This is a genomic window from Marinobacter confluentis, from assembly GCF_004785685.1.
GTDB lineage: Bacteria > Pseudomonadota > Gammaproteobacteria > Pseudomonadales > Oleiphilaceae > Marinobacter > Marinobacter confluentis.
This window is the reverse complement of record NZ_SRPF01000004.1, coordinates 234220-258769: the sequence shown is the minus strand read 5'-3', so window position 1 is coordinate 258769 and position 24550 is coordinate 234220. Positions and strand designations below refer to the sequence as shown.

The 24550-nt window shown below is 58.1% G+C and carries 27 protein-coding genes; 20 read left to right on the top strand and 7 right to left on the bottom strand.

Annotated features, from left to right (window positions below):
• Positions 1–35: 35 nt before the first annotated feature.
• The 3 genes from yrfG to mutM all read right to left on the bottom strand — a co-directional run bounded on the left by yrfG (position 36) and on the right by mutM (position 2155).
• Complete coding sequence (yrfG, locus tag E5Q11_RS14250) at positions 36–725, bottom strand: GMP/IMP nucleotidase (RefSeq protein ID WP_135804113.1); 690 nt, start codon at positions 723–725, stop codon at positions 36–38.
• Positions 726–802: 77 nt separating this feature from the next.
• On the bottom strand, positions 803–1138 hold the full coding sequence (locus E5Q11_RS14245) for a hypothetical protein (protein ID WP_135804112.1): 336 nt from the start codon (positions 1136–1138) through the stop codon (positions 803–805).
• Positions 1139–1330: 192 nt separating this feature from the next.
• Positions 1331–2155 carry a bifunctional DNA-formamidopyrimidine glycosylase/DNA-(apurinic or apyrimidinic site) lyase gene (gene mutM, locus E5Q11_RS14240; RefSeq protein ID WP_135804111.1) on the bottom strand — a complete coding sequence of 275 codons (825 nt, stop codon included), beginning with the start codon at positions 2153–2155 and terminating at the stop codon, positions 1331–1333.
• A 179-nt stretch (positions 2156–2334) separates the two neighbouring features.
• Here mutM and E5Q11_RS14235 point away from each other — a divergent pair, with 179 nt between their 5' ends.
• A complete protein-coding gene (locus E5Q11_RS14235) occupies positions 2335–3513 on the top strand; it encodes a DesA family fatty acid desaturase (RefSeq protein WP_135804110.1) in 1179 nt (392 codons plus the stop codon).
• A gap of 49 nt (positions 3514–3562) precedes the next feature.
• Here E5Q11_RS14235 and rsmD read toward each other — a convergent pair whose 3' ends face one another.
• The gene (gene rsmD / locus E5Q11_RS14230; RefSeq protein WP_135804109.1) at positions 3563–4162 is read right to left on the bottom strand and encodes a 16S rRNA (guanine(966)-N(2))-methyltransferase RsmD; all 600 of its coding nucleotides are present in this window, start codon (positions 4160–4162) and stop codon (positions 3563–3565) included.
• A 150-nt stretch (positions 4163–4312) separates the two neighbouring features.
• Here rsmD and ftsY point away from each other — a divergent pair, with 150 nt between their 5' ends.
• From ftsY to E5Q11_RS14190, 8 genes are all read left to right on the top strand, one after another.
• Entirely contained in the window at positions 4313–5479 is a 1167-nt protein-coding gene (gene ftsY / locus E5Q11_RS14225) for a signal recognition particle-docking protein FtsY (RefSeq protein ID WP_135804108.1), read from the top strand.
• Positions 5480–5485: 6 nt separating this feature from the next.
• A complete protein-coding gene (ftsE, locus tag E5Q11_RS14220; RefSeq protein ID WP_135804107.1) occupies positions 5486–6160 on the top strand; it encodes a cell division ATP-binding protein FtsE in 675 nt (224 codons plus the stop codon).
• Positions 6153–7178, top strand: a complete 1026-nt coding sequence (ftsX, locus tag E5Q11_RS14215; RefSeq protein ID WP_135804106.1) for a permease-like cell division protein FtsX — start codon at positions 6153–6155, stop codon at positions 7176–7178. Before ftsE ends, ftsX begins: the two co-directional genes overlap by 8 nt.
• A gap of 194 nt (positions 7179–7372) precedes the next feature.
• Entirely contained in the window at positions 7373–8242 is an 870-nt protein-coding gene (rpoH, locus tag E5Q11_RS14210; RefSeq protein WP_135804105.1) for an RNA polymerase sigma factor RpoH, read from the top strand.
• A gap of 238 nt (positions 8243–8480) precedes the next feature.
• Positions 8481–9395 carry an NAD(P)-dependent oxidoreductase gene (locus E5Q11_RS14205; RefSeq protein WP_135804104.1) on the top strand — a complete coding sequence of 305 codons (915 nt, stop codon included), beginning with the start codon at positions 8481–8483 and terminating at the stop codon, positions 9393–9395.
• Between the two features lie 2 nt (positions 9396–9397).
• A complete protein-coding gene (gene hyi, locus E5Q11_RS14200) occupies positions 9398–10177 on the top strand; it encodes a hydroxypyruvate isomerase (protein WP_135804103.1) in 780 nt (259 codons plus the stop codon).
• A 104-nt stretch (positions 10178–10281) separates the two neighbouring features.
• Positions 10282–10962 (top strand): winged helix-turn-helix domain-containing protein, encoded by a 681-nt coding sequence (locus tag E5Q11_RS14195; protein WP_135804102.1) that lies wholly within the window; start codon positions 10282–10284, stop codon positions 10960–10962.
• Positions 10949–12424 carry a HAMP domain-containing sensor histidine kinase gene (locus E5Q11_RS14190; protein WP_135804101.1) on the top strand — a complete coding sequence of 492 codons (1476 nt, stop codon included), beginning with the start codon at positions 10949–10951 and terminating at the stop codon, positions 12422–12424. Before E5Q11_RS14195 ends, E5Q11_RS14190 begins: the two co-directional genes overlap by 14 nt.
• Positions 12425–12430: 6 nt before the next feature.
• Here the strand turns inward: E5Q11_RS14190 and E5Q11_RS14185 are convergent, their stop codons facing one another.
• Complete coding sequence (locus tag E5Q11_RS14185; RefSeq protein WP_135804100.1) at positions 12431–12718, bottom strand: hypothetical protein; 288 nt, start codon at positions 12716–12718, stop codon at positions 12431–12433.
• Between the two features lie 287 nt (positions 12719–13005).
• Between E5Q11_RS14185 and greB the strand changes: the two genes are divergently transcribed.
• The gene (greB, locus tag E5Q11_RS14180) at positions 13006–13497 is read left to right on the top strand and encodes a transcription elongation factor GreB (RefSeq protein WP_135804099.1); all 492 of its coding nucleotides are present in this window, start codon (positions 13006–13008) and stop codon (positions 13495–13497) included.
• A gap of 142 nt (positions 13498–13639) precedes the next feature.
• Positions 13640–14086: a hypothetical protein gene (locus E5Q11_RS14175; RefSeq protein WP_191964435.1), complete on the top strand. Its 447-nt coding sequence runs from the start codon at positions 13640–13642 to the stop codon at positions 14084–14086.
• A gap of 7 nt (positions 14087–14093) precedes the next feature.
• On the opposite strand, the gene E5Q11_RS14170 is transcribed toward E5Q11_RS14175, so the two are convergent.
• Positions 14094–14399 carry a phage integrase N-terminal SAM-like domain-containing protein gene (locus E5Q11_RS14170; protein ID WP_135804097.1) on the bottom strand — a complete coding sequence of 102 codons (306 nt, stop codon included), beginning with the start codon at positions 14397–14399 and terminating at the stop codon, positions 14094–14096.
• 141 nt (positions 14400–14540) lie between these two features.
• Complete coding sequence (locus tag E5Q11_RS14165) at positions 14541–14801, bottom strand: acyl-CoA-binding protein (protein ID WP_135804096.1); 261 nt, start codon at positions 14799–14801, stop codon at positions 14541–14543.
• Between the two features lie 265 nt (positions 14802–15066).
• Between E5Q11_RS14165 and tssB the strand changes: the two genes are divergently transcribed.
• The 9 genes from tssB to icmH all read left to right on the top strand — a co-directional run bounded on the left by tssB (position 15067) and on the right by icmH (position 24544).
• Positions 15067–15567: a type VI secretion system contractile sheath small subunit gene (tssB, locus tag E5Q11_RS14160; protein WP_135804095.1), complete on the top strand. Its 501-nt coding sequence runs from the start codon at positions 15067–15069 to the stop codon at positions 15565–15567.
• A 100-nt stretch (positions 15568–15667) separates the two neighbouring features.
• Positions 15668–17149: a type VI secretion system contractile sheath large subunit gene (tssC, locus tag E5Q11_RS14155; RefSeq protein ID WP_135804094.1), complete on the top strand. Its 1482-nt coding sequence runs from the start codon at positions 15668–15670 to the stop codon at positions 17147–17149.
• Between the two features lie 3 nt (positions 17150–17152).
• Complete coding sequence (gene tssE, locus E5Q11_RS14150; RefSeq protein WP_135804093.1) at positions 17153–17593, top strand: type VI secretion system baseplate subunit TssE; 441 nt, start codon at positions 17153–17155, stop codon at positions 17591–17593.
• Positions 17594–17791: 198 nt separating this feature from the next.
• On the top strand, positions 17792–19564 hold the full coding sequence (gene tssF / locus E5Q11_RS14145) for a type VI secretion system baseplate subunit TssF (protein WP_135804092.1): 1773 nt from the start codon (positions 17792–17794) through the stop codon (positions 19562–19564).
• Positions 19528–20544, top strand: a complete 1017-nt coding sequence (gene tssG, locus E5Q11_RS14140; RefSeq protein WP_135804091.1) for a type VI secretion system baseplate subunit TssG — start codon at positions 19528–19530, stop codon at positions 20542–20544. The genes tssF and tssG overlap by 37 nt, the downstream gene beginning before the upstream one ends.
• A 15-nt stretch (positions 20545–20559) precedes the next feature.
• Positions 20560–21834, top strand: a complete 1275-nt coding sequence (gene tagH, locus E5Q11_RS14135; RefSeq protein WP_135804090.1) for a type VI secretion system-associated FHA domain protein TagH — start codon at positions 20560–20562, stop codon at positions 21832–21834.
• A complete protein-coding gene (tssJ, locus tag E5Q11_RS14130) occupies positions 21831–22364 on the top strand; it encodes a type VI secretion system lipoprotein TssJ (RefSeq protein ID WP_135804089.1) in 534 nt (177 codons plus the stop codon). The genes tagH and tssJ overlap by 4 nt, the downstream gene beginning before the upstream one ends.
• Entirely contained in the window at positions 22364–23698 is a 1335-nt protein-coding gene (gene tssK / locus E5Q11_RS14125; RefSeq protein WP_135804088.1) for a type VI secretion system baseplate subunit TssK, read from the top strand. The genes tssJ and tssK overlap by 1 nt, the downstream gene beginning before the upstream one ends.
• A 3-nt stretch (positions 23699–23701) precedes the next feature.
• On the top strand, positions 23702–24544 hold the full coding sequence (icmH, locus tag E5Q11_RS14120; protein WP_135804087.1) for a type IVB secretion system protein IcmH/DotU: 843 nt from the start codon (positions 23702–23704) through the stop codon (positions 24542–24544).
• Positions 24545–24550 lie beyond the last annotated feature (6 nt).

Below are 24550 nucleotides of genomic sequence, written 5' to 3'. Positions count from 1 at the left end.
ATGGGCGGGCATTGTTTACCAACAGTATAGCGGTCTCAGGCTCTGTATGGCAGAGGTTCACTCTGCAGCAGCGCCGGTGTGACTTCATCAAAATGATGGATGGAGGGAAAATCCGGGTGGCGCTGGTTCGGCGATTTCTGGCTGTCCGGTGCCAGTATCGCAAGGCACTGTCCGATGCCGGCGTTGCGGGCGCTCTCGAGAACCGGGAAGCTGTCATCCACCATCAGCGTGGATTCGCATCGGTAGGGCTCACGTTTCGCCAGATCCGCCCAGAATGAGGGGTCTTCCTTGGGTTTGCCAAGTTCATGACTGGAAATGATGCCGTCGACCCGGCTCGCAAGCCCGGTGCGTTCAAGTTTCAGGTTTAGCGGGTCCGGGTGACAATTGGTGACAATGACCGAGCGCAGACCTTTGCCGCGCAGTGCTTCGAGAAAGTCGGTGACGTGGGGGCGGTAACCAATACGTTCTCCCACTTCCGCTTTGAGCCCGGTAATGTCCAGAGCCAGCCGGTTGCTCCAGTAGTCGGTGCAATACCAGTTCAGCGAGCCGCGTTCAGCCATGATCATCGGCACGATCAGGTCGTGTGCCTGCCTGGGGCTTAGGTTGTTGTGTTCGGCGTATCGCCTGGGCAGGTGTTCCAGCCAGAAATGATTGTCAAAATGAAGGTCCAGCAGTGTTCCATCCATATCCAGGAACACGGTTTCCAGAAAATGCCAGTTCACCATAAACGCAGACAGCCTGAAGTTGATGAAACTTCAGGCTGCCGAAGATCGTGCCGGATGGCAACCGGGGATTTTACGGATCAGTTACCGGAGGTCTGTTCAACGGTTTCTGGCTTGCGACCGATGCGGGTGCAGCCGAGGCACCGGACGAACGTCGCTTTGGCTGGCCCCATGACCAGCGTTTCACCGGCTTCTGCAGCGTTTCCGCCAAGCAGGGAGAAGGGTAATGAAACCACGTAAACGACACTGCCAACCACGGTGGTTGCAAACAGAGCGGGCCGGGCGAAGAGTGCGTCACCGGTCATGGCCAGCGCGCTCGGGCTTTCATCAATCGCCTGGGCATGCCCGGCAGAGGAGAACGCCAACATGCAAACCGCCAGGGCGGTGATCACGAAGTGGGAAATTTTACCGCTCATTACATTATCTCCTGAATATGTCGGCCCTATATCGGTCTATCCGCGGCCGTTTGTCGCCAAGCTATGCAGGTGGACGGCGTTTTCCTGATGGCCTGCCCATGATTCTACAGTCTAGCTGAGGACCATAAATACTCTGTTAACTATGAATCATATTTACGTATTTTCAAACGATTTTTCTGTTGCATTATTTCTCTAGCGTTGACAGTGGCCGCAATACACTGTGGTGCGCTGATTCATCCGGATCTCTTTTAGCGCTTTGCCGCACTCGCGGCAGGGCTCGCCACCGCGCCCATACACCAGCAGGGATTGGGCAAAATAGCCGGGTTTGCCATCACTATTCACAAAATCCCTGAGCGTTGTGCCCCCCATCAATATGGCGGCAGACAGGGTTTCTTTGATGGCCTCTGCCAGCCGGTGGTAGCGGCTGAGACTTATGCGCCCGGCGGCCCGCCTGGGGTGGATGCCGGCCTTGAACAGGGCTTCATTGGCGTAAATGTTGCCAGCGCCAACCACAATGCGGTTATCCATAATGAAGGATTTCACCGGCGTCTGTTTGCCACGGGAAAGCCGGTACAGCAGAGCGCCGTTGAATTCAGGCGCCAGTGGTTCCGGGCCGAGGCTGGCGAGCAAACGGTGACTGTCAGGGGTTTCCGACCAGAGCCAGCAACCGAACCGTCTGGGGTCGTTAAACCGGAGCCTTACACCGTTTTGTAACCAGAGTTCGATATGGTCATGGATCAGCGGTTCACTGGCGTCGGTGATCACCCGCAGACTGCCGGACATGCCAAGGTGGACAATCAGCGTTCCGGTTGCCGCCGTGCCTGATACCCGTATCAGCAGATACTTCGCTCGCCGGTCGACTTCGGTAATGGTGGCACCTTCTATCAGTGCTGGCAGGTTGTCCGGAACCGGCCAACGTAGCCGTCCGTCCCGGACGATGACTCTGGCAATCACCTGGTGTTCGCAGTGGGGCGCTATGCCACGGCGGGTTGTTTCAACTTCAGGTAACTCAGGCAAGGGCGGGCTCCGAAAAAGTCATAGATGGACACAGGTTAATGCAATCAGACACCAAACCACACCCAAATACGGTTGTTATGGTGAACAACTGTACGCTAAAGTGATTGCACTCGGTTCTGGCCCTCCGCTTTACCGGCAGATTCTGGCCAACCCGATGATTTCGAACGAGGAAACCTTACATGTGGTACAACGGTCTTCTGGACCTTTCAGTAATTCAGCTGATTCTGGTTGCTCTGGTATTGACGCACATCACCATCATCAGCGTGACACTCTATCTCCATCGCCATTCTGCGCATAACTCCCTGGATCTGCACCCGGTGCTGGCGCATTTTTTCCGGTTCTGGCTGTGGCTGACGACGGCCACCAATACCAAGCAGTGGACGGCGATTCATCGCAAACACCACGCCAAATGCGAAACCGATGAAGACCCCCATAGTCCGGTGGTTCTGGGCATCCGCAAGGTGCTGTTCGAGGGTGCGGAGCTCTATGCTGGTGCGGGCACGGATGAGACCCTGCAACGTTATGGGCAGCGCACCCCTGAAGACTGGGTAGAGCGCAATGTATACAGTCGTCACCAGACACTGGGGATCGGCCTGATGGCCGCCATCGACCTGATGCTGTTCGGTGTCAACGGTATTTGGATCTGGGCGGTGCAGATGATGTGGATTCCGGTCTGGGCGGCAGGCGTCGTCAACGGCCTTGGTCACTTTATGGGCTACCGCAACTTTGAATGCGCAGACAATGCCCGGAATATCTGGCCGCTGGGGCTTTTGATTGGTGGCGAAGAGTTGCACAACAATCATCACACCTATCCAAATTCGTCGAAACTTTCCCGGCGCTGGTACGAAGTGGATATTGGCTGGGGTTATATCCGGCTGTTCCAGGCATTGGGTCTCGCCACCCCCAAGGGTTATCGCCCGATTGCCCACTATGTGCCAGGCAAGCAGGAAGTGGATGTTGAAACAGTTCAGGCCATTGCCAACAACCGCTTTGACATCATGCGCCAGTATCGTAAGCGGGTTATGGAGCCTGTGTTGCGCCAGCAGAAAGCTCTGATGGACGTCGAAATCCGTCCTCGCTACCGCACCATCAAACGGTTGCTGTCCCGCGAGATCACGCTGATCAAACCGGCAGACAAAGAGCATCTGGAAACGGCGCTGGACAGCAACCAGGCCCTGCGCACGATCTATCAGATGAGTCATGAACTGCAGGAGCTCTGGCGTCGCCGGGGCGTTAAGCCGCAGGAAAAGCTGCAGGCGCTGATGCAGTGGTGCCGCGAGGCCGAAGCCAGCGGCATCCGCTACCTTGAGGACTTTGCCGCGCACCTGCGCGCTTATTCCCTGCGGCCTTCTGCCTGACCCGTCAGCGCGGGCTCAGGCCTGGCAGTGACCAACCAACCCCGCTGGATCAGGCGGGGTTTTTTGTGCCAGTCTGATAAAGACAGTAAGTTACCTGGCCGGCGGATTTGGCGCGGTGTAATTGCCAGCCGGTTGGTGGTGTAGGGCTTGCCAATTCGCTTTCGTGTTCGACGTAGACCCAGCCCCTCTCTGCCACCCAGGCGTTTTCTGCAAGAAGCGGCAACAGGCGTTCCAGCCAGCCCTGGCGGAACGGCGGGTCCATGAACACAAGGTCGAACGGCGCCGTTGCCTGCTGGGCCAGAAACTGCTCGACTGGCTGCAAAACCACCCGGCCGTTATCCGCTTTTAACAGGCTCAGATTCTTTCGCAGGGCCTCCACCAGCGCCTGATTGTGTTCGACCAGGGTTGCTGACGCGGCACCCCGGGACATCGCCTCCAGGCCAAGGGCACCGGAGCCGCTGAAAAGGTCAAGGCAGCGGCTACCCGGTAGCTGGCTGGCCAGCCAGTTGAAGAGGGTTTCACGGGTGCGTGCCGGAGTCGGACGAACGCCGCCTGCATCGGGGAATCGCAGCTTACGGCTGCGCCAGTCACCGCCGATGATTCTGAGTTCGCCGCCAGCGGGCGGACGGGTTGTGGATTTTCGGGCCATACGTAGGGTCTGTTCCGGGGAGTTGGTTGCAAAGGCGGTTGCGTGGTCTGCATGTTACGAGGCTTCGGATGATCCGTCACTTCCAGCGGACAGTCTGCTAGAATACCGCCTTTCTTTTATCCTGCGAATTCTACGATCAACGGTATGACTATGACGGCAGAATGGATCTCCATCGGGCTACTGGCCCTTCTGGTTCTTGTGTTTGTAGCGGATCTGGTGGGCAATCGTCCGCGGCCCCGCCCCAAAGCCGTTCCCCAGAAAAAACCCGAGCCCCAGCCCGGCGCAACGCCGCAAACCGGCCCCGCCCCGGAAACCCCGGATGCGGTTGCCGAGGCTGCGCCAGCAAAGGCAGAACCCGAGGCGCCAGAGTCAGAGCCTGAACCGCAGGTCAGCGTATTCGAACGTATCCGTAGCGGGCTCGGAAAGACCCGGGCAAATCTGACCGGTGGCTTTTCCGGTCTCTTCTCCGGCGGTAAGAAAATTGACGCTGACCTTCTGGAAGAGATCGAAACTACGCTGTTGATGGCAGACGTTGGCGTAACTGCCACCACGGAAATCATTGAATCGCTGACCGACAAGCTGGAACGGAACCAGCTCAAGAATGGCGAGGCCCTGCGGAAGGCGCTGCGGGATCAATTGTACGATCTGCTGGCGGATGTTACCAAGCCGCTGGATATCAACGTTGGCAAGAAGCCCTATGTCATTCTGATGGTGGGCGTTAACGGCGTTGGCAAAACCACCACCATTGGCAAGCTGACCAAGCTTTTCCAGCGGGACGGTAAGTCAGTAATGCTGGCAGCGGGTGATACTTTTCGGGCGGCCGCCGTGGAGCAACTGCAGGTCTGGGGAGAGCGCAACAAGGTGCCGGTCATCGCGCAGCATACCGGGGCTGACAGCGCCTCGGTCATTTACGATGCGGTTCAGTCTGCCCAGTCCCGTGGTATTGACGTGGTGATCGCCGATACCGCCGGGCGTCTGCAGAATAAGGATAATCTGATGAGTGAGCTGGAAAAGGTAGTCCGGGTGATGAAAAAGCTCGACGACACCGCTCCTCATGAAGTCATGCTGGTACTGGACGCGGGCACTGGCCAGAATGCCTTGAGCCAGGCCCAGGTGTTCCAGGAGGCGGTAGGGGTCAGCGGCATTACCCTGACCAAGCTGGATGGTACCGCCAAGGGTGGCATTGTGTTCGCCATAGCACGGCAATTGCAGTTGCCCATCCGTTACATCGGGGTGGGTGAACAGGTGGATGACCTGCGCAGCTTTGACGCGCGGACCTTTGTTGACGCATTGTTCGATGAAACCTCCGAGACATAAGCCTTCATGATTGAATTCCGGCAGGTCACCAAACGTTATGACAGCGACCATACCGCGCTGAGGCAGGTGAACTTTGGCCTGGATCGGGGTGAACTGGCCTTTCTGACCGGCCATTCCGGTGCCGGCAAGAGCACGCTGCTCAAGCTCATCATGGTGATGGAGCGCCCCAGTGCCGGTGAAGTCGTCGTCGGCGGGCAGGTGCTTAACCGCCTGCCCCGACGTCAGGTGCCTTATATTCGCCGTCATATTGGCGTGGTCTTCCAGAACCATCAGCTGCTTTTCGACCGCTCCGTGTTCGATAATGTGGCCATGCCGCTTGAAGTCATGGGTACATCGGCGCGGGATATCGGCCGCCGGGTGCGGGCGGCGCTGGATAAGGTGGGCTTGCTCAGCAAAGAGAAAATGAACCCCCTGCAGTTATCCGGCGGTGAGCAGCAACGGGTCGGCATTGCCCGGGCCGTGGTAAACAAGCCACCGGTTCTGCTGGCGGACGAGCCCACCGGTAACCTCGACCCCCAGCTTTCCGCCGACATCATGGGTCTGTTTGCGGAATTCAGTCAGGTTGGTGTGACCGTTCTGATTGCCACTCACGACATTGGTCTGATTAATGATCTGGGTCGACGAACCCTCACCCTTGATCAGGGTCGTCTGGTGGCAGGCGCAGGGGGTTTGCATGGCTGACGCCCAGAATCGGCGGAAAGACCCATCCAGGGAAAGCGATACCAGAAGCAGAGGGGCCAGAACCACACGGTCCCCGCTGGCCCAGCAGGCCAGCAGCTATTTCGGGCATCATCGCAAGGTGGCCCGGGACAGTGCCCGCCGGCTCTGGCAAGCCCCTGTGGCGAGTTTGATGACATGGACGGTCATGGGCGTGGCACTGGCACTGCCGGTAGCACTGATGCTGCTTCTGACCAGCCTCCAGGGTGTCAGCGCTGGCTGGGAAAGCTCGGCACGGGTCACCGCCTATCTGGCCGAAGAGGTTACGCTGGAACAGGCGCAAACTCTGAAACAGACGGTTGCTGGGGACAGTCGGGTAGCGGAGGTAGAGCTGATTGACCGTGATACTGCTCTGGATGAATTCCGGGCGTCGTCTGGCCTGGAGGATGCTTTGGATTATCTGGACGGTAACCCCCTTCCCCACACACTTCTGGTTACCCCCAGCGATGGTTCCCGAACAGCGGACGGTGTTCAGACGTTGCTGGCACTGGTGGAAGGCATGGACGGCGTGGAGCAGGTACAGGTAGATCTGGGCTGGCTACAGCGGCTGAACGCCATGACCGAACTGCTGGGCCGTGCAGTCTGGGCGCTGGCGCTACTGTTGGCTGCGGCCGTGGTTCTGGTTATCGGCAATACGGTTCGGTTATCGATCGAGAACCGTCGGGATGAAATCCTGGTGGCAAAGCTGGTAGGGGGCACGGACGCTTTCGTTCGTCGGCCTTTTCTTTACACCGGTGCCTGGTTTGGTCTGGGCGGTGGTGTGGTTGCCTGGCTACTGCTCCAGTTATCCTTGTGGTGGCTCAGCGGGCCAGTGGAGCGGCTTGCCGGCCTTTACCGCAGTGATTTCTCGCTCAGTGGGCTGACCTTCGACGGCATTATCGCGTTGATAATCGCCGCGATGCTGTTAGGGTGGTTGGGCGCCTGGGTGGCCGTAAAGCGCCATCTTGACGATATCGAGCCCGGCGAGATCGCGGGCGGGTGATCTTCCATCTCGGCAATACCGTATTGTCAATTCAGATCGTTGAGGCGTAATTTGAAAAGATAAGCGGGTGCAACCCTGAAGTTCCAGGCCGCTGATTTAAAAGCGTTTATCCTGGCTTTCGGGAACTTTATCAGATCTTGGCGGTCTAAGATTTAGTTGTTATATTTAATGGCCGTCATGTCCGGAGGGAAAAAATGAGCACGAACTTACAGGTTCTCGACAGACTAGTCCCAGGCGCCAACCTTGAATCCTACATTCAGGCGGCGGCCCGTATTCCGGTTCTTTCGGTTGAAGAGGAGCGTAAGCTTTCCGAGCGGTTGCATTACGAAGGTGATGTAGACGCAGCCAGAGAGCTGGTGCTGTCGCACCTCCGGTTTGTGATTCACATCGCCCGCAGCTATGCCGGTTACGGCCTGAACCAGGCGGACCTGATTCAGGAAGGCAATGTGGGCCTGATGAAGGCGGTCAAGCGCTTCAACCCTGAATACGGTGTGCGGCTGGTGTCTTTTGCGGTGCACTGGATCAAGGCCGAGATCCACGAGTTTATCCTGCGCAACTGGCGCATTGTGAAAGTGGCCACCACCAAGGCCCAGCGTAAACTGTTTTTCAACCTGCGCAGCCAGAAGAAGCGCCTGGCTTGGCTCAGCCACGATGAGGTGAATGCGGTTGCTGCCGATCTTGGGGTGGAGCCGAAGGTGGTCCGTGAAATGGAGGGTCGTCTGTCTTCCCATGATACGGCGTTTGATGGTCCGCAGGATGATGATGACGATAACGCCTATCAGGCACCCGCCTATTTCCTGGAAGACCACCGCAGCAATCCGGCGACGCAGCTTGAGCAGGCTGACTGGACAGATGACTCTAACGGTCGGCTGATGGAAGCACTTGGCCAGCTGGATGAGCGCAGCCAGGATATTCTTCGGGAGCGCTGGTTGTCTGATGGTAAGTCGACGCTTCATGAGCTGGCGGATCGATATGGGGTTTCGGCTGAGCGGATTCGTCAGCTTGAGAAAAACGCCATGAAGAAGATTCGCACAGCGATGATGGCGGAAACTGAAGCCGCCTGATTCAGCGGATAGTCCTGGCATTGTCAAAACGCCACCACCCAAGTCGGGTCGGTGGCGTTTTTGTTTGTGTAGTTCGCTTCTCTCGAACCTTGGCGGGCGGAAGTGAGTGGGCAGGCGCTTCCAAAACACGCTATAAATACGTCCCTGTACGCTCGGGCTCCGCCATCCATGGCTCCGCACGGTTTTGGAAGCGCCTGCCCACTCACTTCTTCTGGCTTTGGAGTTAGAGGCTCGAATTATGACTGCGAAAGAACTGCATATCGCGTTTCTCGGGATTGGGCTTATGGGAGCGCCCATGGTCCGAAATCTTCTGGACGCCGGCTTCACCGTGACTTTGTGGAACAGGACGGCCGGTAAGTGCGCTCCGTTCAAAGATCAGGCAACCATTGCCGATTCCCCTGAAAACGCCGTTCGTGATGCCGATGTGGTAATCACGATGTTGGAGAACGGCGATGTGGTGGAACGGGTCATGGTTGAGCAGGGCGGCATCGTCGCCCTGAAAGCGGGAGCGGTTTACGTTGATATGAGCTCCGTTCAGCCTTCCCTGGCTCGTCGCCATGCCGGAATGGCGCAGAAGCAGGGCGCGGGTTATGTGGATGCGCCGGTGTCTGGCGGCACCGTGGGGGCGGAACAGGCGACGTTGAGTATTATGGCTGGCGGCGCGGAGGCGGACATTGAACGGGTTCGGCCGGTTTTCGATGCGCTGGGCAAATGTACCCGGATTGGTCCGGTGGGTAGCGGCCAGTTAGCGAAGCTGGCCAATCAGGCGATTGTGGGGATTACCATTGGCGCGGTGTCCGAGGCGCTGCTGTTGGCGGCCAAGGGTGGGGCGGACCCGGCGGCGGTTCGGGAAGCGTTGATGGGAGGCTTTGCCGGTAGTCGGATTCTGGAGCTTCATGGCCAGCGGATGATTGACCGGAATTTTGCACCGGGCGCCCCATCGCGAATTCAGTTGAAGGACATGCGGATGATTCTGGACGAGGCCCGGGCGGAGGGGCTGACGTTGCCGCTGGCGCAGCAGACTCACAATGAATACCAGAGTCTGATTGCCAACGGCCACAGTGAAGCGGACCATAGTGGGCTGTTGCTGGAGCTGGAACACATGAACGGCGCGCTGCTGGGCTCGTCCGTCAATCCTCGGAAGAAGGGATAACAATGCCTGCGTTTGCTGCCAATCTGTCGATGTTGTTCAACGAGGTCGATTTCCTCGACCGTTTCCAGCTGGCCAGCGAAGCGGGTTTCCGTGGTGTGGAATATCTTTTTCCCTACGCTTATGAACCGGAACAGCTGAAGCAGATTCTGGATGCGAATAACCTGACCCAGGTGCTGTTCAATCTGCCGCCGGGTGACTGGGATGCGGGTGAGCGGGGCATTGCCTGTCTGCCGGATCGCGTTGAAGAGTTCAGGGCCGGGGTAGACCAGGCGATCCGTTACGCCGGGGTCCTGAGCTGCACGCAGGTTAACTGCCTGGCCGGGCTCCTCCCCGCTGGATTGAATGAAGATCAGGCCTGGACCACGCTGTTGGGGAATGTTGAATACGCGGCGCAAAAACTGGCTGGTGCTGGTATGACCCTCTGCCTGGAAGCCATCAATTCGCGGGTGGATATGCCCGGCTTTTTCCTGGATACCTCCGCCCGGGTCATGCAGGTAATCGAGAGCATTGAGGCGGACAACGTCAGGCTGCAGTACGATGTTTACCATATGCAGGTCATGGAAGGGGATCTGATTCGCACCATGGAGTGCCTGCTGCCCTGGATCGCCCACGTGCAGATTGCTGATAATCCGGGGCGAAACCAGCCCGGTACCGGTGAGATCAATTTCACCAGGGCGTTCGAGGCGCTGGACCGGATGGGGTATCAGGGCTGGGTCGGGGCAGAGTATCGGCCGGCCGGCACCACGTCGGAGAGCCTGGACTGGTTCCGGAATCTGGCGTGACCGTCGTCTATGGCGACACCCTCTTACAAGATCGTAACTGGCCGCGGTTCTGGCATACTCGTACCCTAGCTGTTAATGAAAACCGCTAATCAGGAGGTTTACCGGTGAAAGCGCTGGTCATTGAAGACGATCAAGATGTGGCAAATTACCTTATCAAGGGTCTGAAAGAGTCGGACTTTGTGGTGGATCATGCGGCCGATGGCAAAGACGGCATGATGATGGCCGCCAGTGAAGACTACGACATCATGATTGTGGATCGGATGCTGCCCGGTATGGACGGCCTGGCCATCATCAAGACCGTGCGGGCCACCGGCAACCAGGTGCCTGTGCTGATCCTCAGCGCCCTGGGTGATGTCGACGACCGGGTGGAAGGCCTTCGTGGTGGCGGTGATGATTACCTGACCAAGCCGTTTTCGTTCACCGAGCTTCTGGCCCGTATCGAGTCGCTGGTTCGCCGTAACCGCCAGTCGGCGGAGACCGAGACGGTGCTGCATGTGGCCGATCTGGAGATGGACCTGCTGGCCCGCACCGTCAAACGTGCCGGGCAGAACATCGATGTCCAGCCCCGGGAATTCCGGCTACTGGAATACCTGATGCGCAACGCCGGGCAGGTGGTCACCCGTACCATGCTGTTGGAAAAGGTCTGGGATTATCATTTTGATCCGCAGACCAATGTGATTGATGTGCACATCAGCCGCCTGCGGGCCAAGATCGACAAGGAATTCGACACGCCTCTGTTGCAGACCATCCGGGGCGCCGGGTACATGCTTCGTGAAACTGCTTAGCCAGCTTCGCACTTCCTCATTCCAGCTGGCACTGCTTTACATGGTGGTGTTTGCCACCTCGGTGTTTCTGCTGCTGGCGTTTATATACTGGCGCACGGCCGGTTTCATGACGGCCCAGACCGACGAGACCATTGAGGCGGAGATCGCCGGGCTTGCCGAGCAGTACCGTGGCAGCGGCATAAACGGGTTGATTTCAATCATCCGTGAACGGGTTGCCCGTGATCCCAACGCCAAATCCATTTACCTGCTGACCACCGATGATTTCCTCAAGCTGGCCGGCAACATCGAAACCTGGCCCCAGGGATCCCGATCTGAGAGCGGCTGGATCAATTTCACGTTGGACGACTCCGTAGGCTGGACCGGCCCTGAGCGGTTGGCCCGTGCCCGGATTTTTGAAGTTCAGGGGGGCCTGCGTCTGCTGGTGGGGCGGGACGTTGATGAACTTACCAATCTGAAACGGCTGATCGAGGGCGCGATAAACTGGGGTATGGGCATTACCCTGGCACTGGCGCTTCTGGGCGGGTTCCTGATGAGCCGCAGTACCACAAGGCGAATCGAGGTGATCAATAACACCTCCCGCCGAATCATGAACGGCCACCTGTCATTACGAATTCCGACCCGCGGTACCGACGACGATTTTGATCAGCTGGCGGAAAACCTCAACCAGATGCTGGACCGGATTGTGTATCTGATGGAAGGCATCCGGCATGTATCTGACAGCATTGCCCATGACCTGAGAACCCCGCTTACCCGGCTGCGCAACCAGCTTGAAAACACTTTGATGTCGGTGGATAACGATGAAGCCCGGGACCAGGCCGCCCGTGCGGTTGCAGAGGCAGACCAGCTTCTGGCGACCTTCAACGCGTTGCTTCGCATCGCCCGGCTGGAAACCCGTGGCAACGCGGCGGACATGAAGCCGGTATCGCTGGGAGAACTGGTCACCGATGCCTGTGAGCTTTACGAGGCGCTGGCGGAAGACAAGGATCAGCAGTTTGAACAGTCAGTCGACAGCAGTGTGTCGATTGAGGGCGACCGTGATCTCCTGTTCCAGATGGTCAGCAACCTCATCGATAACGCCATCAAATACACGCCGGAGCATGGTCTGATCAGGGTAGAGGTTCGCAAAGAGGGTGATGATGCCATTTTCGAGGTCGGCGACAGCGGGATTGGCATACCGGACAGCGAAAAGGATCAGGTATTCCAGCGTTTCTACCGGGTCGGTAAGAGCCGGTCGTTGCCGGGTAACGGTCTCGGGTTAAGTCTGGTGAGCGCCGTGGCGGAAATCCATCAGGGTGTCATCAGGTTGAGTGATCATTTTGATGACCCAGAATGTCCGGGTCTGAAGGTAACGATCAGCATGCCTGCATACACGCCGGGTCGGAAGCGCCTCAAAGATACTCAGACGCTTCAGGCAGGAGAGCCCGGTGAGTCAACGTCACCGGGCGAACTTCGGAGTCTGTAACGCTGATCAGTTGCCGGATACGCCGCGGAACTGATTGATGCGGCTTATCAAGGGCCGGATCAGCGGGTCAGTGCGGGTTTCGATGGCGGTCAGAACGCCTTCAACCTGTGAGCGCCGGCGATCAAACCTCGCCTGAATGCTGTCCCACTCGCCTTCAAGGTGCTTCTGTTCAAGCATGATAAAAGCGGCCAGGTTGTGACGGTTCAGCTTGCCGGTAATACCATACTGGTCCAGCTGGAAGCCGATACGGTCAAGGCCGTTAAGGGCTGAATCCATGAGTTTTTGTGTGTTCATTGTTGTTCCCATCCCCATTTCAAATGATTTCAAAACCTGTGTTATTGGCACGAATTTACGTTGGAACCTTAGAGTGCACAACCTAATCCGGGCTCTGACCAAAACGTAATCCCAGGGCCACCTGGAGTTAAGATGGTCTGTGCATAATAGGAACCATGGACAGCGAGGGAGATTTCCCTTGCGTCTTCCTCCAGCACAGCGCTAGCTTTGTACCCCGTATTTACGGGGTTTTTTTATGTCTGAAGGTTTTAGTTCCGGGTGTTTTATTTCCAGATTGGGGGCACGTTATGGCCAGGACACGGTATATCACTGCCGAAGGTGAACAGGCCCTGCGGGAGGAGCTGCGCTTCCTGTGGAAAAAAAAGCGGCCAGAAGTGACGCAGGCGGTGCGTGAAGCAGCTGCGCTGGGGGATCGTTCGGAAAACGCCGAATACATCTATGGCAAGAAACAGCTAAGGGAAATTGACCGCAGGGTCAGGTTTCTCAGCAAGCGTCTCGATGAACTGACGGTGGTCGATCGCCTGCCGGACGACCGCAGCCGGGTGTTCTTCGGAGCCTGGGTCACGATTGAAAATGATGATGGCTCGACCCACAGGTATCGTCTGGTGGGCCCGGATGAGTTTGATCTGTCACGGGGTTACCTGAGCATAGACGCGCCCATGGCAAGGGCGCTGCTGGGCAAACGGGTGGATGACGAAGTCAGCGTCCGTACTCCTGATGGCTTCACCCAGACCATAATCACCGACATCCGCTATGAGCCCCTGTCGTCAGACAAGTGAGGAATGTCACAATTCTGACGGTTGACCGGGTTTTTACCTGCCATTGACGCTAGACTGATCAAAAATTGTCAACCTGACGCGATGCCGTACACAGGCAGATTGTGGATGTTCAGGCAAGACAGTGAATAATAAGGCAAGTGTCATGGGCGAAATCGAAACAGTCGTTAAAACAATTGGGCTGGCAGCCGTTGCAGCGTTGTCACCACTGGTATTTGCACAGACCAGCAAAACCACCGTTGAGGGCGGTGCCTTCAGTTACGAAGAGCGCACCACCATCGACACCATTCCTTTCCGGTCGCTGGAAGAAGATTCGCTTGCCAGTACCGTCATCGAAGGTGGCCTGGAAGCGCCGGCTGAAGGCGTAGCGGTGCGGCCACGGACGGATAAGGATTTCTACCTTGATCCACTGGCCCTGCAGCCCAGGGACAGGCGAACAGACCTTGGGCGAAGCGAAATCCCGGTGGAATTCAATTTCAGCAATCCCCGGCAGATACCTGGACAGACCTGGGGCAATCAGTACCAGATCGTGCCTCAGCCTCAGTCCAACCGGACTTACGAATCGTTCAGTTCCACCACCACGACTCGCTAGGGGAATTTCAGGCAGCGGCCGGTGTCTCCGGCGTTGTCAGTACTTCTGAGTACAGAAATGCCAGCGCCTGGGTTGCCTGGTTCAGCCTTGCCCGGGAAACCTTAACCTGTGCGGTCAGGTAGTCAAGATAGAGCCGGCGATCATCCGCTTTCAGCAGGGCGGGGTCTGTCAGATCGTGAAACAGCACGAAGCGTGATATCCAGTGAAGGTAGGTCTGTTCCGAGCGGTAATTGAGCTGGTGCTGGCGGGTAGCCGTGGTCAGGCGTTTAACGAGGCCGGGCTGGGAATGCTCCAGCGCCTGGGAAATTTCCATCAGCAATAACCTTCCATGTCGTTTGTTGTTGTTATGATGCGCGCATCTTATGACAAACGTTTTACGACCACAAAGTTACGTTTCTGAAAATTGTAAACAGCCCGGTTGGCCGGGCTGCGGGGCGTGCTTTCGGCGGACGACTTACTTCAGCGCTTCCAGCTTATCGATGTACTGCTGCATGGCTTGCTCGGAAGACGTACCTTTCACCTTTTCCCAGGCGTCGTATTTGGCGCGGTTCACAAAATCCATCATGCCCGGGCGCTTGCCACTAACGTCGCCAGCCGTTGCCTGCTTGTACAGGGCATAGAATTCCAGCTTCATTTCATTGGACGGCTGAAAATCGCCTTCGGCGTTCTGGATGTAGTTTACGGCTTCTTCAAACTGGCTTTTCAGGTCGCTCATGTCGGGTTCCTTGAATGAGATTAGGAGAGGTAAAGTCCAGGGGGAGTATAGCGGGACTCGCTGCTGACGCCAAAACGGTCAGAATGTCGATGGGTTGGCAATTTCTTGCCTCGGGTCTTTTTTTGCCCGCCGCTGGCCATTCTTTGCTTGAGTGACGATAAATTCATGTGTAGAGTTTCGGGGGTCACGTGCCGGGAGGGTGCGTACAAAGGAATGTATCACGGCAAACAAGAATGTTTGCAAATGGAGCACAGGGAGCAAGCGCATGTCGTCAAAAGACGGTTCCGTCGCGCCTAAAGAGCGCATCAATATCAAATACGTCCCCGCCACCGGTGACCAGCAGGCAGAAACTGAACTGCCGCTGAAGATGTTCGTCGTCGGCGACTTCAAGGGACAACCCGAAGAAACCCCCATCGAAGAACGTAAGGCCATTTCTGTTGACAAGAACAACTTCCGTTCTGTCATGTCAGAAGCCGGTCTGACGCTTTCCACTACGGTCACCAACAAGCTGGAAGACGAAGCCGACGAACTGCCGGTCAATCTTGAATTCCAGACCCTGGATGACTTCTCTCCGGACAGCATTTCCCGTCAGGTTCCAGAGCTCAAGAAGCTGATCGAGCTTCGTGAAGCGCTGGTTGCCCTCAAGGGCCCGCTGGGTAATGTGCCGTCGTTCCGGTCCAAGCTGCAGGAACTGCTGGACAACGACGATGCCCGCGACAAACTCCTTCAGGAGCTTGAGCTGGCCACGGACGAAAGCGGCGAATAATCCGGACTTTTGAGCCGAACTTTTATCTGAACTTTTGTCTGAATTCTGCCAACACTGGCAGCTTTCACATTGTGTTTAAAACGTACTGAAGGGATGTGGTATGTCTGATACTGCTGAGCAGCAATCTGCTGCTACCGAAGCTGTCGCCGAGGGATCGTTGTTGGACCAGGTCATGGCCAACAGCCGCATGGCGCCCGCTGATGAAGGCTACGATGTTGCCCGCCGCGGCGTCGCAACGTTTATCTCCAACCTGCTGAAAAGCGACGAGAAAGGCCAGCCGGTCAACAAGGCACTGGTCGACCAGATGGTGGTCGAGCTGGATCGCAAGATCAGCGCCCAGATGGATGAAATCCTGCACGCGCCCAAGCTGCAGGAACTGGAATCCTCCTGGCGCGGCCTGAAGCTGATGGTGGATCGCACCGACTTCCGCGAGAACATCAAGGTGGACATTCTGCACGCCACCAAGACCGAACTGCTGGAAGACTTCGAGTTCGCACCGGACGTCACCCAGACCGGTTTCTACCAGCACATTTACTCCACCGAATACGGCCAGTTTGGCGGTGAACCTGTCGGCGCGGTCGTCGGCAACTACGCCTTCACACCGTCCACCCCAGACATGAAGCTGCTGCAGTATGTGTCGTCTGTCGGCGCCATGGCCCACGCGCCTTTCCTGTCCTCGGTTGCGCCCTCTTTCTTCGGCGTTGACAGCTACCAGGAACTGCCAGCCATCAAGGAACTGAAAGCCGTTTTCGAAGGCCCGAAATATGCCAAGTGGCGTTCCCTGCGCGAGTCGGAAGACGCCCGCTATCTGGGCCTGACCTCACCACGCTTCCTGCTGCGGGTGCCTTACGACCCCACGGAAAACCCGGTGCGCAGCTTCAACTACAAGGAAGATGTGTCTGGCGACCACGAGCATTACCTGTGGGGCAACACCGCCTATCTCCTAGCCACGCGCCTGACCGAAAGCTTCGCCAAGTACCGCTGGTGCCCGAACATCATTGGCCCGCAGAGCGGTGGTTCGGTAGAAGACCTGCCGGTTCACACCTTTGAATCCTTCGGCCAGCTGGAAGCCAAGATTCCGACCGAGGTGCTGATCACCGACCGTCGCGAATACGAAATGGCCGACGAAGGCTTCATCGCCCTGACCATGCGCAAAGGCAGCGACAACGCCGCCTTCTTCTCCGCCAACTCGGTACAGAAGCCCAAGCAGTTCCCGAACACCAAGGAAGGCAAGGAAGCGGAAACCAACTATAAGCTGGGTACACAACTGCCTTACATGATGATCGTGAACCGCCTGGCGCACTACATCAAAGTGCTGCAGCGCGAACAGATCGGCTCCTGGAAAGAGCGCCAGGACCTTGAGCGCGAGCTCAACACCTGGATCCGCCAGTACGTCGCCGACCAGGAAAACCCCCCGGCCGACGTCCGCAGCCGTCGCCCCCTGCGCGCCGCCAAGGTCACCGTTTCCGACGTGGAAGGCGATCCGGGCTGGTACCAGGTATCACTGGCGGTTCGTCCGCACTTCAAGTACATGGGTGCGAACTTCGAACTGTCACTGGTTGGCCGACTGGACAAGGATTAATCCATGTCCATGAACACCGGCGCAGACGGTGTTCAGGTTCCGGGCGGCAGCCTGTTCGAACGACTGGAACAGGCTGCCGAGCCAGCGGGGCAGAGCATGGGAGAAGTCACCCATGTGGTGGATTCCATCAAACGCCACCTGGTACGCCTGCTGAATGCCCATCCGGGCAACAGCCAGAGCGTACCAGACCTTGGCCTGGTGGACTTCAACGACGCCACCCTGGGTACCCACGACCTGAGCATCCGCATTCGAGGCGCCATTCGGCAGTGTATTGAGAAATTCGAACCCAGAGTGAGCCGGGTCGACGTAATGGCCATGCCCCAGGGGCCGGACCCATTGCAGCTTCGGTTCCAGGTAACGGTCTACCTGAGGGTGGGTTCGGAAGACGATAAAACGACCATTGATTTGTTATTGGATGACAAGCGCTACTACCGGGTGATGTGAATTCAAAGGAAGTAGCTATCGGACAAGGATGAGAGGTCAGGGCAGGTGTGGCTCCCAAAAGTGTGCGGAGCCAAGGATGGCGGAGCCCAAGCGCCCCAAGGATGGGCCGAAGGAGCGTCTTTTGGGAGCCACACCTGACCTGAGCTCGGAGTCAGCGGGAAATATCAGGCCCGCAATCGAACTTGGTGTAGTAGTTCTATGAAGTTGAATCGGTTTTACAGGGACGAACTCAGTTTTCTCAGATTGCAGGGCCGGGAGTTTGCCGATGCGCATCCTCAGCTGACCCGTTTTCTCTCTGAGCAAAGCACCGACCCGGACGTTGAACGGCTGCTGGAAGGCTTCGCTTTTCTCACAGGCAAGCTCCGCGAGAAGGTCGAGGACGAGTTTCCGGAACTGACCCATTCGCTGCTCAACATGCTGTGGCCCAACTATTTAAGGCCAGTACCCAGCTGCACCATCATGCGCTTCGATCCCCAGCTTCACGCCATCAGTGAACGCCAGCGGGTCGAACGCCACACCGAAATCAAAAGCCGCCCCCTGGGCGACGCCAGCCGCCAGACCCAGTGCCGGTTCCGCACCTGCCGAGCCGTTGACGTCTTGCCACTGACCGTGGCCGACGCCCACGCCGAGCATTCCCGTGAAGTGTCTTCCGTCACCGTCGACCTGGCGCTGCACACAGATCAGCCCTTGAACGTCATAGGTCTGGAAAATCTGCGCTTCTATTTAGGCGGTGAAAACCATATTGGCGAAACCCTGTACCTGTGGCTGAACCACTACCTGCAGAAAGTCGAACTGACCGTTGGTGATGCAACCTACACCATTCCATCGAGCCTGCTGCAGCCGGTCGGATTTGCCAGCGACGAAGCACTGCTGCCGTATCCGAAAAACGCCTATCCCGGTTACCGGATTCTGCAGGAATATCTGAGCTTCCCTGAAGCCTTCCGGTTTGTAGATCTACAGGGCCTGGCCCCCAGGCTGCCAGCAGTCCAGGCCGATGAAATCAGCCTGCGTTTCCATTTCAGCCGGATTCTGCCGCCGGATGTGAAAATCCGCGCCGAGAATTTCCAGCTTTACTGCACCCCGGCCATCAATCTGTTCAGCCACGAAGCCGATCCGGTTGATCTGAACGGCCGCCAGACCGAATACCGGATCGCGCCCTCCAGTCGATCACCGGAGCACTATGAAGTGTTCAACATTGAGCAGGTGGAAGGCTGGCTGGAAGGTCGCAGCGGGCTGGGCGAGCCGCGTATCTACACTGCGTTTGAAAGCTTCCAGCACGAAGTGGAGCGGGAGCGTGGGCGAAAGGCGCTTTATTACCGGGTCAAGGCCCGTGACAGCGTGCGCGGGGATGGTTTCGATCACTATATTTCGTTTGTACGCGGCGACGAGTCCGAATGCATGAATCGCCAGGAAGCGGTGTCACTGACCCTGACCTGCACCAACCGCCAGTTGCCACATCAGCTGGCCGTGGGTGAAATCTCCATGGCGACAGAAAGCACCCCGGCGTTTGCATCTTTCAGCAACATCACCCGGCCGACGCAAACACTGCGCCCAACGTTAGACGGCAGCCTGCTGTGGACACTGATTTCCAACCTGTCCCTGAATTATCTGTCGCTGCTGGACGTGGACGCTCTGAGAACCGTGCTGCGGGTTTATGACTTCCGGGCGCTGGTCGATCGCCAGGCCGAGCGAATTTCCCGGAAGCGTCTTTCCGGCATTCTCGACATTGAAACCAACCCGGTGGACCGAATGATCCGTGGCCTGCCGGTAAGGGGCATCCGTTCGGTGATGAAGCTGGATCAGCAGTCGTTCGCCTCGGAAGGCGACCTGTATATGTTTGGCACGGTGCTCAGCCAGTTCTTTGCGCTTTACGCCAGTATTAACGCATTTCACCACCTGGAAGTGGTGAACGAAGACAACCAGGAACGGTACACATGGACGTTACAGCAAGGCCAGCAGCCTCTGATGTAGCCGAACTGCAACCCGTACTGGGCAATGCACGGCGCTACAACTTTTTCCAGCTGGTGGACCTGATCCACCGGCACCACGGTGACGATCTGGAGCGGGCTCAGGACGAGCAGCCCCAACAGGAGCGTATCCGGTTTTCCGCCTCTGCCGGGCTGGGCTTTCCGGGCAGCGATGTGGTGTCGGCGGCGTCGCCGGAACACGAACACGCGCCTTATCAGCTCGAAGTCAGCTTTCTTGGCCTGCACGGCGCCCAGTCGCCGCTGCCGGGTTACTACCTGGAAGATCTTGCATGGGAAGCGGGGCAGAATCTGGGCGTGCGTCGGCATTTTCTGGATTTCTTCAATCACCGCCTGGTGACCCTGTTTCACCGGGCCTGGCGCAAATACCGCTACTACGTGCGATTCCGCCCGGAAGCCTCGGACGGCTTTTCCGATCACATTTTTGCCCTGGTGGGCCTGAGTGATCCGAAGCTGCGCCAGGCAACGCCGGTCAACTGGTCAAAGATGCTGGCTTACGCCGGGCTGATGGCGGGCCGCAGCCGCTCGCCGGAAGTGGTCAGCGGCATCATCGGTCACTGCTTTGATCTCGACAGCGTGGAAATTGAACAGTGGGTACTGCGCAAGGTGCAGATTCCCAGTGATCAGCAGACCCGGCTGGGGCAGGCCAACGGCAGCCTGGGGAATGACACTCTTGTGGGTTCCGCCATCCGGGATCGCAGCGGCAAGTTCGTGCTGCGCATCCGCAACCTGGATCGCAAGCGGTTCGCAGAGTTTCTGCCGGATGGAGAGGAACACGAACGCCTGGTGAAGCTGGTTGAGTTTGTTACCCGGGAACAGTTGGCCTACGACCTGGAACTGCAGATGCGGGAAAAGGACATCCGACCCATGGAACTGGGGAACGACATCCGGCTGGGCTGGAACTCGTTTGTAACGCCGGACAAGGCCAGTGAGCTGCCGGCGGTTCGCCTGCAGATTCGCCGCTAACAAGGATTTGAGGATATGGAACATCAAACAGATCGCAACCTGAAACTGGTGGTCAGCAACCCCACCCAGGTTGCCAGTGGTGCGAGCCGTGAACACGTCTTCGGGGTGTCCGGTGGCTCCATTGGCAGCGCCGAAAGCGACACCTGGCGGCTGTCCTCCCATCGCACTGGCGCCGCTCAGGGCCATGCGGAAGTGCGCTTTATGGACGGTGTTTTCTGCCTGATTGACCGCAGCGGCCGCACTTATATCAACAGTGGCACCCAGCCGGTAGGTCGCGGCCGCAGGGCTCGGCTGAAAAGTGGCGACCTGATCACCATCGGGCGCTATCAGCTCAAGGCTGAGGTGTTTGATCAGCGCCAGGCGGCCGCCGAATTTGGCGAAGACACTGAAGACTCGTCATTGGTGGATGTGGATGAAGGCGATCTGGTCCGGGCTGAACGCCGCGAAGCACAGTTTTTCGGTGACGAACCCATGCAAGAATTCAGGCCTGCACCGGGAGAGGCCGTCAGCGAAGACCCGATGTTGGCGTGGGAAGAGCCCCGGCCTGATAGGAGTGCAGGCGTGACCACAACGGTCACGGATGAATATCGTGAAAACCGGGATGTGGCTATCGGGCTGCCAATCCGCCAGGGAGGAAAAGACAGGATGTCGGAAAACAGAACCAGACAGGTCGAGTCGGAAGCACCTGACCAGAGCCGCAACCACATCAGTGGCGCGCCGCTCATGCGCGGTATGGACAGCCATCTGTCGTTTGAGAACAGTGATGACCTGCGGCTTTTTCTGGAAGAAGCCGGGCAGACGTTAAAAGCAACGGTGGAAGGCCTGCTGGCGTTGCATCAGGGGGAGGACAGCCGCCATCAGGCCCTGCGCACCCGCCTGCAGCCTATCGAGGACAATCCACTGCGCCTGGGCGGCGACTATGGCGACACCGTCCAGACCCTATTCGCCAGCCAGCGCAGCCCGGTGCATCTGTCGGCCCCTGCCGCGGTCAGTGAGAGCCTGCAGAGCCTGCACCACCACCAGATGGCAACCCAGGTCGCCATCAGGGAAGGGCTCAATGCCATCCTGCACGCTTTTTCACCCCAGGCGCTGCTGCGCCGCTTCCACGGTTACCGCCGTGGGCTGAAAACCGACGAGCCGGAGGGCAACTGGGCCTGGGAAATGTACCAACACTATTACGAGGAGTTGAGTTCCAGCCGTCAGCAGGGATTTGAACGCCTTTTTCAGGAGGTCTTTGAACAGGCCTACGACCAACAACTGCGCCAATTACAGAGGGAAGATCTGTCATGAAGTACTGCAAATGGAATTTGCTGGTTGCCGTCCTTTTTCTGGCGGGCTGTAGCACGCCCTACAACGCGGTCACCAAAACCGCGAAAGTCATGTGGGATCCGGATATCCCCGTGGGCTATGCGGAAGACCTGCCCAGCCGCGTCGACCTGACCATGGTGGCGGAGCCGGATGTGAATCCGAATGAATCCCTGGCCCCAACACCGATCGCTTTCCAGATCATCGAGATGCGGGACAGCTCCCGCCTGATGGCGGCGGATTTTGATCAGCTGCTGGGCGAGTTGGAACCCTCCCTGGGTCGCAACTACATCGACCACAGCGATTACACCCTGGTGCCCGGCCAGTTCAAGTTTATCGAACCCTTCGACATTGACGAGGAAACCCGCTTCATCGGTGTCATCGCTTTCTACGCCTATCCCAACCTTTCCCAGTGGAAGAAGGTGGTGAAAGTGGATCCCATGGGCGGTCGTTACCACCTGCTGGTCAACCTGCGCGATCGTGAAGTTCAACTCAGAAGGTCGGATGAATCCTGATGTCTGCAACCAACCGAGTCGTCTGGAGTGACGGGCTGTTTATCAAGCCGCAGCACTTCCAGCAACAACAGCGTTACCTGGAACACCAGATCAACGAGCGAGCCCTGGCGGTCTCTGACTTCCTGTATGGCTTCAGCGACCTGCAACTGAACGCCGAATACCTGAGTTTCGGGCGGGTCGGCCTGGTCCGGGCTAGCGGCCTGTTTCCCGACGGCACCCGCTTCTGCCTGCCGGAAGACGACGTTATGCCGGAGCCGCTGGAAATCACCGACGCCTCGGTGGCGAACCAGGTGGTTTACTTGGCTCTGCCACTGGGCAGCGAAAGCCTGGCGGAAGTGGAGTGGCCGGAAGCCGCGATTGCCGGGCGCTTTCGGGCCCAGAGTTCGGAAGTCCGCGACCTGCACTCCATCGACGGCGATTCCCACGCCATTGATGTGGCCCGGGTTGCCCCGCGCCTGATGCTGGAACGGGACGATCGCAGCGCCTACGCCGCCCTGGCCATCGGCCGGATCCTGGAAAAACGCCCGGACGGTAGTCTGGTGATGGACCCGAACTTCGTGCCCACCATGCTCAGCGTTCGCGCCGCGCCACGCCTTCAGCGTTTTGTGGGCGAGATGGCCGGCCTGATGCGTGAACGCGCCAAGAACATCGCCGAGCGTGTGGGCGCCCCCGGCCAGGGTGGGGTGGCAGACGTTGCCGATTTCATGCTGCTGCAGATGCTGAACCGGGCACACCCGAAATTTATGCATCTGGCCCGGCTGCGCCAGCTTCATCCGGAACGGCTCTACGAAGCCCTGCTGGAGCTTTGCGGGGAACTGGTGACGTTTACCGATGAAAACCGGCTGCCTCAGGAATTCACGGCTTACGACCACGACCTGCCGGAAGACAGCTTTACTCCGCTGATGCAGGTGCTGCGACAGTCCCTGAGCACGGTTCTGGAACCGCGCGCCCTGGCCATCCAGCTGCAGCAGCGCCAGTACGGCCTGACCGTTGCGCCAATCCAGGACGCTCAGCTGATCGGGCAGGCGGAATTCATCCTGGCGGTGAAGGCAGACATGCCGCTGGACGATCTGCGCAAACAGTTTACCCAGCAATGCAAGGTGGCGTCGGTGGAGAAGATTCGCGACCTCATCAGCCTGCAACTGCCCGGTGTACCACTGACGCCACTGCCGGTGGCACCGCGTCAGCTGCCTTATCACGCCGGGTTTGTGTACTTCCGGCTGGACGATCAGAGCCAGGCCTGGCAGATGCTGGACAACGCCAGCGGCTTTGCCTTCCACGTGGCGGGCAGCTTCCCGGGTATGGAAATGCAGTTCTGGGCAATCAGGAGCTAAAACATGGCCAATGCACCGGTGATGGATTCACCCTCTAACGGCTCAAGAGACGGCGCCCGGGAAAGCGGCGACAGTGCATTTGATGACCTGTTGTTCGCCGATTCCCGGAACCCCGATATGGATCAGGAGTCCGGATTGGGGGATGAGCAATTCCAGCTGCGCGGGCTGGAAGACAACCGGCTGATCGATGCCGCCACGCCGCTGCTTGGGCTGGTCATTCGTGTCCGTCGGCTGGCGGATTTTCGGGGTGTTGAACAGCTTTACCAGCAGGTGGTGGACGAAGTGGCCGCCATCGATCGGGAACTGGTGGAGCAGGGCTATGAGCGCCCCACCGTGGTGGCCTATCGCTACGTGCTTTGCGCCTTTATTGATGAAGCCGTTCTGGGCACCGACTGGGGCGCCCACAGCATCTGGTCCCAGCACTCGCTGTTGTCCCGTTTTCACAATGAAACCTGGGGCGGCGAAAAAGTCTTCGCGATTACCTCCCGCATGGAGCAGGAGCCGGAACGTTATCGCGACATGCTGGAATTCATCCACTTGTGCCTGTGCCTGGGTTTTGAAGGCCGCTACAAGGTCATGGACAACGGCCGGGACGAATACGAGCAGATCATTCGCGGCCTTAATGAACAGATCCGCTCATTGCGGGCGGACCAGGAACCGCAGCCCCTGGCCAGCGCCCTGGACAATGTCGCCCCGGCGCGTAACCGCCTTAGAACCGGCCTGCCGCTATGGAGTATCGGCGGTCTGTTTCTGGCGGCCATGGGCGGTGTTTACTGGCTCTATAACGTGGCGCTGAACGAACGCATCAGGGATGTGCTCAGCGTACTGGAACAACTCCCGAAATAAGGAGAT

What these genes read in the sequence shown, in the direction of transcription:
- yrfG (WP_135804113.1), bottom strand. Translation starts at nt 725, where the DNA reads ATGGTGAACTGGCATTTTCTGGAAACCGTGTTCCTGGATATGGATGGA.
- E5Q11_RS14245 (WP_135804112.1), bottom strand. Translation starts at nt 1,138, where the DNA reads ATGAGCGGTAAAATTTCCCACTTCGTGATCACCGCCCTGGCGGTTTGC.
- E5Q11_RS14235 (WP_135804110.1), top strand. Translation starts at nt 2,335, where the DNA reads ATGTGGTACAACGGTCTTCTGGACCTTTCAGTAATTCAGCTGATTCTG.
- rsmD (WP_135804109.1), bottom strand. Translation starts at nt 4,162, where the DNA reads ATGGCCCGAAAATCCACAACCCGTCCGCCCGCTGGCGGCGAACTCAGA.
- ftsY (WP_135804108.1), top strand. Translation starts at nt 4,313, where the DNA reads ATGACGGCAGAATGGATCTCCATCGGGCTACTGGCCCTTCTGGTTCTT.
- ftsE (WP_135804107.1), top strand. Translation starts at nt 5,486, where the DNA reads ATGATTGAATTCCGGCAGGTCACCAAACGTTATGACAGCGACCATACC.
- ftsX (WP_135804106.1), top strand. Translation starts at nt 6,153, where the DNA reads ATGGCTGACGCCCAGAATCGGCGGAAAGACCCATCCAGGGAAAGCGAT.
- rpoH (WP_135804105.1), top strand. Translation starts at nt 7,373, where the DNA reads ATGAGCACGAACTTACAGGTTCTCGACAGACTAGTCCCAGGCGCCAAC.
- E5Q11_RS14205 (WP_135804104.1), top strand. Translation starts at nt 8,481, where the DNA reads ATGACTGCGAAAGAACTGCATATCGCGTTTCTCGGGATTGGGCTTATG.
- hyi (WP_135804103.1), top strand. Translation starts at nt 9,398, where the DNA reads ATGCCTGCGTTTGCTGCCAATCTGTCGATGTTGTTCAACGAGGTCGAT.
- E5Q11_RS14185 (WP_135804100.1), bottom strand. Translation starts at nt 12,718, where the DNA reads ATGAACACACAAAAACTCATGGATTCAGCCCTTAACGGCCTTGACCGT.
- greB (WP_135804099.1), top strand. Translation starts at nt 13,006, where the DNA reads ATGGCCAGGACACGGTATATCACTGCCGAAGGTGAACAGGCCCTGCGG.
- E5Q11_RS14175 (WP_191964435.1), top strand. Translation starts at nt 13,640, where the DNA reads ATGGGCGAAATCGAAACAGTCGTTAAAACAATTGGGCTGGCAGCCGTT.
- E5Q11_RS14170 (WP_135804097.1), bottom strand. Translation starts at nt 14,399, where the DNA reads ATGGAAATTTCCCAGGCGCTGGAGCATTCCCAGCCCGGCCTCGTTAAA.
- E5Q11_RS14165 (WP_135804096.1), bottom strand. Translation starts at nt 14,801, where the DNA reads ATGAGCGACCTGAAAAGCCAGTTTGAAGAAGCCGTAAACTACATCCAG.
- tssB (WP_135804095.1), top strand. Translation starts at nt 15,067, where the DNA reads ATGTCGTCAAAAGACGGTTCCGTCGCGCCTAAAGAGCGCATCAATATC.
- tssC (WP_135804094.1), top strand. Translation starts at nt 15,668, where the DNA reads ATGTCTGATACTGCTGAGCAGCAATCTGCTGCTACCGAAGCTGTCGCC.
- tssE (WP_135804093.1), top strand. Translation starts at nt 17,153, where the DNA reads ATGTCCATGAACACCGGCGCAGACGGTGTTCAGGTTCCGGGCGGCAGC.
- tssF (WP_135804092.1), top strand. Translation starts at nt 17,792, where the DNA reads ATGAAGTTGAATCGGTTTTACAGGGACGAACTCAGTTTTCTCAGATTG.
- tssG (WP_135804091.1), top strand. Translation starts at nt 19,528, where the DNA reads ATGGACGTTACAGCAAGGCCAGCAGCCTCTGATGTAGCCGAACTGCAA.
- tagH (WP_135804090.1), top strand. Translation starts at nt 20,560, where the DNA reads ATGGAACATCAAACAGATCGCAACCTGAAACTGGTGGTCAGCAACCCC.
- tssJ (WP_135804089.1), top strand. Translation starts at nt 21,831, where the DNA reads ATGAAGTACTGCAAATGGAATTTGCTGGTTGCCGTCCTTTTTCTGGCG.
- tssK (WP_135804088.1), top strand. Translation starts at nt 22,364, where the DNA reads ATGTCTGCAACCAACCGAGTCGTCTGGAGTGACGGGCTGTTTATCAAG.
- icmH (WP_135804087.1), top strand. Translation starts at nt 23,702, where the DNA reads ATGGCCAATGCACCGGTGATGGATTCACCCTCTAACGGCTCAAGAGAC.